Source organism: Pseudomonas sp. DF5 (assembly GCF_058148225.1).
On record NZ_JBYVYM010000017.1, the window covers coordinates 126,518 to 137,865 of the forward strand.

The following is an 11,348-nucleotide window of genomic DNA, read 5'->3' on the forward strand; positions in this document are numbered from 1 at the left end:
ACTCACGGAGGTCCCGTGTTGGTTCGTGTCGTGCGGCGCGCCGATTGGTCGGCAGGTACGCAGGGAAGTGACTTTATAGGTATAAGAATTTAAATTTAAATACCGTTAGCGAATAACGATATGGCTTTTGAAGTGTGGTGTCTTTGAGGACGCTTTCGCGGGCAAGCCTCGCTCCTACAGAAGCCCCGCGTCCTGTAGGAGCGAGGCTTGCCCGCGAAGAGGCCATCAGCCTCACCCGAAAACTACCGCTCGTGCAACGCCTCGGCGCGAGCCCGGATAATCGGCTTGAGCAAATAACTGAGTATGGTCTTCTTGCCGGTAATGATATCCACCGACGCCACCATCCCCGGAATGATCAGCAACGGTTTTTCATCTGTCCCGAGGTGGCTGCGCTCGGTGCGCAGTTTGATGATGTAGTAAGTGGTCTTCTTGTCTTCATCGGTGATGGTGTCGGCACCGATCTGTTCCAGCTTGGCTTTCAGCCCACCATAAATGGTGTAGTCGTACGCCGTGAACTTCACCGTGGCGTCTTGCCCCGGGTGCAGGAAGGCGATGTCTTGCGGGCGGATTTTGGCTTCTACCAGCAAGGTGTCGTCCAGCGGCACGATTTCTACCAGGTCGCTGCCCGGCTGGATCACGCCGCCGATGGTGTTCACCAGCAATTTGTTGACGATGCCACGTACCGGCGATGTCACCAGTGTCCGGCTGACCCGGTCTTCCAGCGCCTTGCCGGTCGCCTGTGCCTTGTTCAGATCGGTGCGCGCTTCGTTGAGTTGAGTCAGGGCTTCGCTGCGGAATTTACCGCGAGTCTCATCGATCTTGCGCTGCACTTCCTTGATCGCCGATTCGGCGCGAGGGATCGCCAGGGTGGTGGCGTCCAATTGCCCGCGGGTTTCGACCTCGGCACGCTTGAGTCGCAATACCTCGACCGGGGATACCGCGCCCTGAGCCACCAACGGCTCGGACATGGCGATTTCCTGACGCTGCAAGGACAGACCGCTGCGGTACTGGGCCTGTTTGGAGGTGAACTCACGCAGCTCCTGTTGCTTCTGGATCAACTGTTCCTGCAAGCCACCGATCTCATCGTGCAGTTGCTGACGACGACTGATGTACAACGACTGTTCGCTGGCGGCCTGGCCGGGTACGGCTTTGAGCACATCGGCGGGAAAATTCAACGGACGGTCATCGACCTCGGCGCTCAAGCGCTCCACACGCAACAGCATCGACAGCCGATCGGCTTCGGTTTCGCCAACGTTGGAGGCGAACCGCGTGTCGTCCAGACGGATCAGCGGCGCGCCAGCTTCGACGATTTGCCCTTCCTTGACGAACAACTCGGAGACGATGCCGCCCTCAAGGTTCTGGATTTTCTGGATCTTCGACGACGGAATCGCCTTGCCGTCGCCCTTGGTGACTTCATCGATCACCGCAAAATTGGCCCACAGCATCAGGAACACGAAGAAGCCGATGATCGCCCAGATCGTCAACCGCACCACGCGCGGGGCGTCCTCGATCAGCGCTTTGTTGACCTCGGGAAGGGGCTGGCCTTGCAGCGACGCGGAGCCTTTGAAGTAGCGGCGGATGGATTCTTTGACCCCGGACTTAAGCAACACTGATCTGCCCCTTCTTCAACGCTTCCATCACGGCGGCTTTCGGGCCATCGGCGAGAATCTGCCCGCGGTCGATCACCAGCAGGCGATCCACCAGCGACAACAGCGAGGCCCGGTGCGTCACCAGCACCACGGTCTTGTTTTCCACCACGGCAGCGAGGCGTTGTTTCAGGCGCTCTTCGCCAGTGTTGTCCATGGCGCTGGTGGGTTCGTCCAGCAACAGGATCGGCGGGTTGAGCAGCAACGCTCGGGCCAGGGCGACATTCTGGCGCTGACCGCCGGACAGGTTCTGCCCACGCTCACCTACTTGCAGTTCATAACCTTGCGGGTGCAGGCGGGCGAACTCATGGACGCCGGCCAGCTCCGCGGCTTGCAGCACCAATTCGTCTTCGACATAGCGCGCGCCCGACACCAGGTTGTCGCGCAACGTACCGGCGAGCAATTGGATGTCCTGGGGCACGTAGCCAATGTTGTGGCGCAGCTCGCTGACGTCGATCTGGCGGATATCCACACCATCCACCAGCAGCGCGCCGTCGTCCGGCTGATAGAGGCCCACCAGCAGTTTGGCCAGGGAGCTTTTGCCCGAGCCGCTGCGACCGATGATGCCGATCTTCTCGCCTGGCTTGATGATCAGGTTGATGCCCTTCAGCGCGGGGTTCTGTTGATTCGGATAGGTGAAGGTCAGCTGACGGCATTCAATGGCGCCTTGCAGGACCTTGCGGCTCAGCGGGCGCTCGTCGAAATTGCGCTCCTGGGGCAACTCCATCATCTGATCGACCGAGGTCATGGTCACGCGGGCTTGCTGGTAGCGGGTCAGCAGACCGGACAGCGAGGCCAGCGGGCTGAGGGCACGACCGCTGAGCATGTAACAGGCGATCAAACCGCCCATGCTCAGGTTGCCGGCAATGATCTGGTACACGCCGAAGACGATCATGATCACCCCGGCCAATTGCTGAATCAGCAAGGTGATGTTCATCGCCAGACCGGACAGCATTTTCACCCGCAGCTCAAGGCGGCTGAGGGTGCCGATAGTCTGTTCCCACTGGTACTGGCGTTCGCTTTCAGCGTTGTTGACCTTGACCGCATCAAGACCGGCGAGGGTTTCGATCAGGCTCGACTGGCGCTCGGCGCCCAGGGCCATGGTTCGCTCCATGGTCGCCACCAGCGGCTTCTGCAAGGCATAACCGATCAGCAGCGCAATCGGGAACGCCAGCACCGGAATCCACACCAGATGCCCGCCGAGGATCGCGATGACCAGGAAGATCAACAGCGTAAACGGCAGGTCGATCAGACTGGTGAGGGTCAGCGACGCAAGGAAGTCGCGCAGGCTCTGAAATTCATGGATGTTCTGGGCGAAGCTGCCGACCCGCGCCGGACGGTACTTCATGGCCATGCCGACGATACGCTCGAACAGCGTCGCGGAAATGATCAGGTCGGTTTTCTTGCCGGCCAGGTCCAGGCACAGACTGCGCAGACTCTTGAGGATCAGGTCGAACACATAAGCGCCGGTAATGCCGATGGCCAGCACCCAGAGGGTCGACTCGGCCTGGTTCGGTACCACGCGGTCGTAGACATTCATCACGAACAGCGGCGCGGCCATGGCGATGATGTTGATCAGCAGACTGGCGGCGATGGCGTCGGCATACAGCCAGCGCGAACGCTTGAGGGTGTCGCGAAACCACGAGCGCGCGCGCGGGATCAGCGTGCCGTGGTTGACGTCGAATTTGTGCTGGGGTTGGGCGAAGAACACTTTGCCGCTGTAGTCGTCGGCGAGCAGTTCACGACTGACGCAGACTTCACCGCCATCGCTTTCGCTGAGCAGCAGGCGGGCCTGGTCTTCACCTTGCCAGCCGAGCAACACTGCACTGCGCCCGTCCTTGAGCAGCAACAGCGCCGGCATGGCGATCGCCGGAATCTGCTCGAGCTTGCGTTGCAGCACCCGCCCTTGCAGCCCGGCGCGAGCCGCTGCGCGCGGCAGCAGTTCGACACTCAGACGCTGCTTGGGCAACGGCAGGCCGGTGGTCAGCATCGCCGCACTGGCCGGTTTCTGGTGCAACGTGCAAAGGGCTAGCAGGCCGTCCAGTAACGGATCGTCATGCAGCGCGCGTGGATCATGAATGAGTTGAACTCGACTGACTTCTGATTCCACGCTCGACACTCTTGGCTAACGGTTGAAATGGGGCAGGACTCAATTCATCCCAGGCAGCTGGACCTTGGGCTTCACGTCATTCTGCACAACGGATGCCAACGGTGCGACCACGCCCTGACTTTTGAGCAATTCGCCCATGGTCGCCTTGATTCGGTACTGAGTAAATAACTGAATGTTTTTGATCTCGACCAGCCGACGGGAAGCGGTGAACAGCTCGTTTTCACTGTCGAGCAAGTCAAGCAGCGTCCGTTCGCCGAGGCTGAATTGCTTCTGATACGCACTGCGCACGCTGGTGCTGCGATCGACATACTGCTGGGCGATCGGCACCTGGGCGTTGGCGTTGTTCAAGGCATTCCAGGCCAGGCCCAGTTCTTCATTCAACACACGCAGAGCGTTGTTGCGGATATCCAGCGCCTGGTTCGACAGGTAGGACTTGGATTCCAGATCGGCCTTGTTGCTGCCACCGGCGAACAAATTGAAGCGCATGCGCAGCATGGCCTGCCATTCGTTGTTGTGACCGTTCTGACCATCGAGGTCGTTGTCGGCGGTGCGACCCAGTTCGGCATCGAAGCGCGGGTAGAAGCTCGACTTGGCCGCTTCGTATTGTTTCTCGGCAGCAGCGATATCCGATTCGGCGGAACGCAGGATCGGGCTGTTTTCCAGCATCTGCGCCCGGGCTTCATTCAGGTTGGCCGGCAACAGCGCCATGAAATCGGCGGGCCGTTCCAGTTGATCGGGCATTTGTCCGACGGCGCTGAGGAAGTTGGTCTGGGCATCAGCCAGGTTGGTCTGCTCGGTGATCAGGTTGTTGCGGGCCTGGGCCATACGCGCTTCGGCCTGATCGAGGTCGGCGCCGCTGCCCACGCCACGCTGGGTGCGCAACTTGATCTGATCAAAAATCCGTTCGTGGTTTTTCAGGTTGTCTTCGGCCAGGCGCACGAATTCACGACGGGTCAGCACATCGAGATAAACCTGAGCCACGGTCAACGCGGTGCGTTCCGAGGTGCCCATCAAGGAATAAGCACGGGAATTAACGGTGGCTTGTTGACGCCCCACTTCGCTGGACGTCGCAAAACCGTCAAAAACCATCTGCGACAGACGTAAACTTGACTCGCTACGGTTCAGCGTTTCCCAGTGGTTGCTGCCGCCAGCGGCACGGGTGGTGACGCTGTCGGTGCCTTCGCGGCCATAACCGCCCAGCAGGTCGACCCGCGGCAGGTATCCACCTTTTGCAGCCTTTAATTGATAATCCGCGGCCAGCCGACTATTGACCCCTGCCTGGATTTCCGGATGGACATCCAGTGCCTGTTGCATGGCCTGTGGAAGGGTCTGCGCCTGAACAAAACTGGCGGCAAGGGCGAAAGGTAGAACCTTGAACAGGTGCAAACGCATAGTTGGAATTTCCCGGGACTTCTTGTCTTGAATCACTGCAGAACGTGGCGCTGCATCGCATGATGGCAACCGGAATGACCGTATGTCGGAAAGTTCAAAATCGGAACTGGATCACACGCTGTAGGACAGGTCGCCGCTTAAATATCAATGTGACATTACTGGAGCGATTGTTTAGGATGGCTCCCATAAGGTCAATAGTTTGGCATAAAGTTAATTTCGAAAAAATATAGCCAAATTATTGACGATTAGCGCGTCAAAGTTATGCATCGAATTTTGTAAGAACGTCCAGCCCCGATCGGCGAACACGCCCGAGCGGTTCATGGAAGTCAACTGAACGTGACACCCGGAGAGTCTTCAATGAGCAGTGTTGTTGCCATCGTCAAAAGCATTGTTGGTCAGGTTTTCGCGGTGTCCCCAGAGGGCATCCGCCGCGTACTCGTTGAAGGCGACCGGTTGTTTGTGGGCGACCAGGTGGACACGGGGGCCGCTGGCGCCATCACCCTTGAACTGGCTGACGGGCGGACCCTGGACCTGGGCCGCGACACTCAGTGGAGTGGCAGCAATCCGGACTCCAGCACCGACCTTGCGCAAGCCACCGCACAAGCGGCGCCATCGGTTGACGAACTGCAGCAAGCCATCGCTGCCGGAGCCGACCCGACCACCGCGCTTGAAGCCACTGCTGCCGGCCCGACCGCCGCGAGCGCGGGCGGCGCTGCCGGTGGCGGCCACAGCTTCGTGGCTCTGGAGGCAACCGCTGCCCGGGTCGATCCGACCATTGGCTTCCCGACCGCCGGCCTCGCCACTGCGGCTTCGGCAACACAAAACACTATCGGCGGCCAGACGGCCGATACCAGCACCAATGCCCTGCGCGAATCAACGCTGAGCCTGAGTGCCACGCCGACCATCACCGAGGCCGGTGGCGTGCTGGTTTACACCGCGACCCTGACCCAGGCACCGCTGACCGATCTGACCATCACCCTGTCCAATGGCGCGGTGATCGTGATCACAGCCGGCCAGACCACCGGTACCGTCAACGTTCCGCTGGCGCCGAATGACACTGTTTATAACGATCCGACCCAGATCGACGTGACCGTCACTGGTACCACGGGCGGCAGCGGTATCGTGGTCACCCCGCCGACCACTCCGGCCGTGACCCAGGTCACCGACACCGTCGACACCACTACCGTTACGCTGACAGCGGGTTCAAGCGTCACCGAAGGCGGTCAGATCACCTACACCGCCACCCTGACCAATCCGGCGCAGACGCCGGTTACCGTGACCCTGTCCAACGGTTCAACCATTACCATCGCCGCTGGAAACACCACCGGCAGCGTGGACGTGCCGACGCCGGCCAATGACGTCTACAACAACGGCAGCACCGTCAGCACCACCATCACCGGCGCTACCGGCGGCAACTTCGAGAACCTGGTGCCGAACCCAACCCCGGCCGTCACCACCATTACCGATTCCGTCGACAATACCGGCCTGACCCTGACCGCCACCGGCAGCGTTACTGAAGGCGGCCAGATCACCTACACCGCCACCCTGACCAATCCGGCGCAGACGCCAGTCATTGTCACCCTGTCCAACGGTTCAACCATCACCATCGCTGCTGGCGACACCTCCGGCAGTGTCAACGTTCCGACACCGGCCAACGACGTCTACAACAACGGCAGTACCGTCAGCACCACCATCACCGGCACTACCGGCGGCAACTTCGAAAACCTGGTGCCGAACCCAACCCCGGCCGTTACCACCATTACCGATTCCGTCGACAATACCGGCCTGACCCTGACCGCCACCGGCAGCGTTACTGAAGGCGGCCAGATCACCTACACCGCCACATTGACCAACCCGGCGCAGACGCCGGTCACCGTCACCCTGTCCAACGGTTCGACCATCACCATCGAAGCCGGAAAAACCACCGGTTCCGTGAATGTCGAAACCCCGGCCAATGACGTCTACAACAACGGCAGCACCGTCAGTACCACCATCACCGGCACTACTGGCGGCAACTTCGAAAACCTGGTGCCGAACCCGACCCCGGCCGTTACCACCATTACCGATTCCGTCGACAATACCGGCCTGACCCTGACCGCCACCGGCAGCGTTACTGAAGGCGGCCAGATCACCTACACCGCCACCCTGACCAACCCGGCGCAGACGCCGGTCACCGTCACCCTGTCCAACGGTTCGACCATCACCATCGAAGCCGGAAAAACCACCGGTTCCGTGAATGTCGAAACCCCGGCCAATGACGTCTACAACAACGGCAGTACCGTCAGCACCACGATCACCGGCGCTACCGGCGGCAACTTCGAGAACCTCGTACCGAGCACCACGCCGGCCGTCACCACCATCACCGACTCGATCGACAACACCGGTCTGAGCCTCAGCGCCACCGGCACCGTCACTGAAGGCGGCCAGATCACCTACACCGCCACATTGACCAACCCGGCCGGCACGCCGATGACCGTGACCTTGAGCAATGGCTCGGTCATTACCATCGAAGCGGGCAAGACCACCGGCAGCGTGACGGTCGAAACCCCGGCCAATGACGTCTACAGCAACGGCAGCACCGTCAGTACCACCATCACCGGCGCTACCGGCGGCAACTTCGAGAACCTCGTACCGAGCACCACGCCGGCCGTCACCACCATCACCGACTCGATCGACAACACCGGTCTGAGCCTCAGCGCCACCGGCACCGTCACTGAAGGCGGCCAGATCACCTACACCGCCACATTGACCAACCCGGCCGGCACGCCGATGACCGTGACCTTGAGCAATGGCTCGGTCATTACCATCGAAGCGGGCAAGACCACCGGCAGCGTGACGGTCGACACCCCGGCCAATGACGTCTACAACAACGGCAGCACCGTCAGTACCACCATCACCGGCACTACTGGCGGCAACTTCGAAAACCTGGTGCCGAACCCGACCCCGGCCGTTACCACCATTACCGACTCGATCGACAACACCGGTCTGAGCCTCAGCGCCACCGGCACCGTCACTGAAGGCGGCCAGATCACCTACACCGCCACATTGACCAACCCGGCCGGCACGCCGATGACCGTGACCTTGAGCAATGGCTCGGTCATTACCATCGAAGCGGGCAAGACCACCGGCAGCGTGACCATCGACACCCCGGCCAACGACGTCTACAACAACGGCAGCACTGTCAGCACCACCATCACCGGCACCACCGGCGGCAATTTCGAGCAACTGACCCCGAGCACCGAGCCAGCGCTCACCACCATCACCGACTCGAAAGACGACACCGGCCTGAGCCTGTCGGCGTCCGCCGAAGTGGCCGAAGGTGGTCAGATTCTGTACACCGCGACCCTGACCAATCCGGCGGGCACGCCAGTCACCGTGACCCTGTCTAACGGTGCCGTGATCACCATCGCCGCCGGCGCGACCACCGGCAGCGTGAGCGTCGCCGCCCCTGCCGATGACGTTTATAAAGATGCCGGCCAGGTCGAAGTGACGATCAAGGATGCGGCGGGTGGCAATTTCGAGAATCTGGTACCTAGCACTGCCCCGGCAGTCACCACCGTCACCGATACCATCGACACCAGCACTGTTTCGCTGACTGCGACCGCAAACGTCGCCGAGGGCGGCACCGTGGTGTACACCGCGTCCGTCACTGCTCCGGTGACTGGTTCGCCAGTGGTCGTCACCCTGTCCAACGGCCAGACCATCACCATCCCGGTCGGCTCGAGCAGCGCCAGTGTCAACTTCACCGCACCCAACGACGCGTTGGCCGGCGGCAACTCCCTGAGCGTGAAGATCGACGACGCCAAGGGCGGCAACTACGAGAAACTGGAAGTCGACGGCAAGTCGGCCGACACCTCGGTGACCGACACCCCAGATACCACCACCCTCAGCCTGTCGGCAACCGACTCGGTCGCCGAAGGCGGTTCCATCGTTTACACCGCCACCCTGACCAATGCGGCTGGCACACCGGTCACCGTGACCTTGAGCAACGGTGCCGTGATCACCATCGACGCCGGCAAAACCACCGGCACCGTCACCGTCCCGGCTCCATCCGATGACGTCTACAAAGACGCCGGCACAGTCCAGGCGACCATCTCCACCGCCACCGGTGGCAATTTCGAAAACCTGGTGCCGAGCACTGCCCCGGCGGCGACTACCGTCACCGATACCATCGACACCAGCACCGTTTCGCTGACTGCTACCGCGAACGTGGCCGAGGGTGGCACCGTGGTGTACACCGCGTCCGTCACTGCTCCGGTGACTGGTTCGCCAGTGGTTGTGACCCTGTCCAACGGCCAGACCATCACCATCCCGGTCGGCTCGAGCAGCGGTTCTGTCAACTTTGTTGCACCCAACGATGCGTTGGCGGGCGGCAGTTCGCTGAGCGTCAAGATCGACGACGCCAAGGGCGGCAACTACGAGAAGCTGGAAGTCGACGGCAGGTCGGCGGATACCTCGGTGACCGACACACCGGACACCACCACTCTCAGCCTGAGTGCGACTGACTCGGTGGCTGAAGGTGGTTCCATCGTCTATACCGCGACCCTGACCAATGCCGCCGGCACACCGGTCACCGTGACCCTGTCGAACGGCGCGGTGATCACCATCGCCGCCGGCGCCACCAGTGGCAGCGTGACTGTCGATGCACCAAAGGACGATGTCTACAAGGACGCCGGCCAAGTCGAAGTCACGATCAAGGATGCCGCAGGCGGCAACTTCGAGAACCTGGCCACCAGCCCAGCGGCGGCGGTCACTACCGTCAACGACACCATCGACACCAGCACCGTTTCGCTGACTGCGACCGCAAACGTCGCCGAGGGCGGCACCGTGGTGTACACCGCGTCCGTCACTGCTCCGGTGACTGGTTCGCCAGTGGTCGTCACCCTGTCCAACGGCCAGACCATCACCATTCCAGTCGGTTCGAGCAGCGGTTCTGTCAACTTTGTTGCACCCAATGATGCACTGGCGGGCGGCGGTTCGCTGAGCGTCAAGATCGACGATGCCAAGGGCGGCAACTACGAGAAGCTGGAAGTCGACGGCAAGTCGGCGGATACCTCGGTGACCGACACACCAGACACCACCACTCTCAGCCTGAGCGCGACTGACTCGGTGGCTGAAGGCGGTTCCATCGTTTACACCGCGACCCTGACCAACGCCGCCGGCACGCCGGTCACCGTGACCCTGAGCAACGGTGCCGTGATCACCATCGATGCCGGTAAAACCACCGGCACCGTGACCGTCCCGGCTCCATCCGATGACGTCTACAAAGACACCGGCACAGTCCAGGCGACCATCTCCACCGCCACCGGTGGCAATTTCGAAAACCTGGTGCCGAGCACTGCCCCGGCGGTCACCACCGTTACTGACACGATCGACACCAGCACCGTTTCGCTGAGTGCGACCGCAAACGTGGCCGAGGGCGGGACCGTGGTGTACACCGCGTCCGTGTCGGCGCCGGTCACCGGTTCGCCAGTGGTGGTGACCCTGTCGAATGGCCAGACCATCACCATTCCGGTCGGCTCGAGCAGCGGTTCTGTCAACTTTGTTGCACCCAACGATGCGTTGGCGGGCGGCAGTTCGCTGAGCGTCAAGATCGACGACGCCAAAGGCGGCAACTACGAGAAGCTGGAAGTCGACGGCAGGTCGGCGGATACCTCGGTGACCGACACACCGGACACCACCACTCTCAGCCTGAGTGCGACTGACTCGGTGGCTGAAGGTGGTTCGATCGTTTACACCGCGACCCTGACCAACGCCGCCGGCACACCAGTGACCGTGACGTTGAGCAATGGCGCCGTGATCACCATCGATGCCGGCAAAACCACCGGCTCCGTAACCGTCGATGCGCCGAAGGACGACGTCTATAAAGACGCCGGCACCGTTGAAGCAACCATCAAGGACGCAACCGGCGGCAACTTCGAGAACCTGGTAACCAGCAATACGCCTGCGGTCACTACCGTCAACGACACCATCGACACCAGCACCGTTTCGCTGACTGCTACCGCGAACGTCGCCGAAGGCGGCACCGTGGTGTACACCGCTTCCGTGTCGGCGCCGGTCACCGGCTCGCCTGTGGTGGTGACCCTGTCCAACGGCCAGACCATCACCATCCCGGTCGGCGCGAGCAGCGGCTCTGTTAATTTTGTTGCACCCAACGACGCGTTGGCCGGCGGCAACTCCCTGAGCGTGAAGATCGACGA

Annotated in this window: 4 protein-coding genes; 1 reads left to right on the top strand and 3 read right to left on the bottom strand. The window is 61.4% G+C overall.

Annotated features, from left to right (window positions below):
* Positions 1-242: 242 nt before the first annotated feature.
* From AC30D7_RS17315 to AC30D7_RS17325, 3 genes are read right to left on the bottom strand one after another with little or no spacing between them, the layout of a single operon-like run.
* Positions 243-1,610, bottom strand: a complete 1,368-nt coding sequence (locus AC30D7_RS17315; protein ID WP_019581653.1) for an HlyD family type I secretion periplasmic adaptor subunit — start codon at positions 1,608-1,610, stop codon at positions 243-245.
* Complete coding sequence (locus tag AC30D7_RS17320) at positions 1,600-3,756, bottom strand: type I secretion system permease/ATPase (RefSeq protein WP_490134871.1); 2,157 nt, start codon at positions 3,754-3,756, stop codon at positions 1,600-1,602. Before AC30D7_RS17320 ends, AC30D7_RS17315 begins: the two co-directional genes overlap by 11 nt.
* Before the next feature lie 39 nt (positions 3,757-3,795).
* On the bottom strand, positions 3,796-5,148 hold the full coding sequence (locus tag AC30D7_RS17325; protein ID WP_490134872.1) for a TolC family outer membrane protein: 1,353 nt from the start codon (positions 5,146-5,148) through the stop codon (positions 3,796-3,798).
* 357 nt (positions 5,149-5,505) lie between these two features.
* Here AC30D7_RS17325 and AC30D7_RS17330 point away from each other — a divergent pair.
* On the top strand, positions 5,506-11,348 hold a 5,843-nt coding region (locus tag AC30D7_RS17330; protein WP_490134873.1), incomplete at its 3' end, for a retention module-containing protein.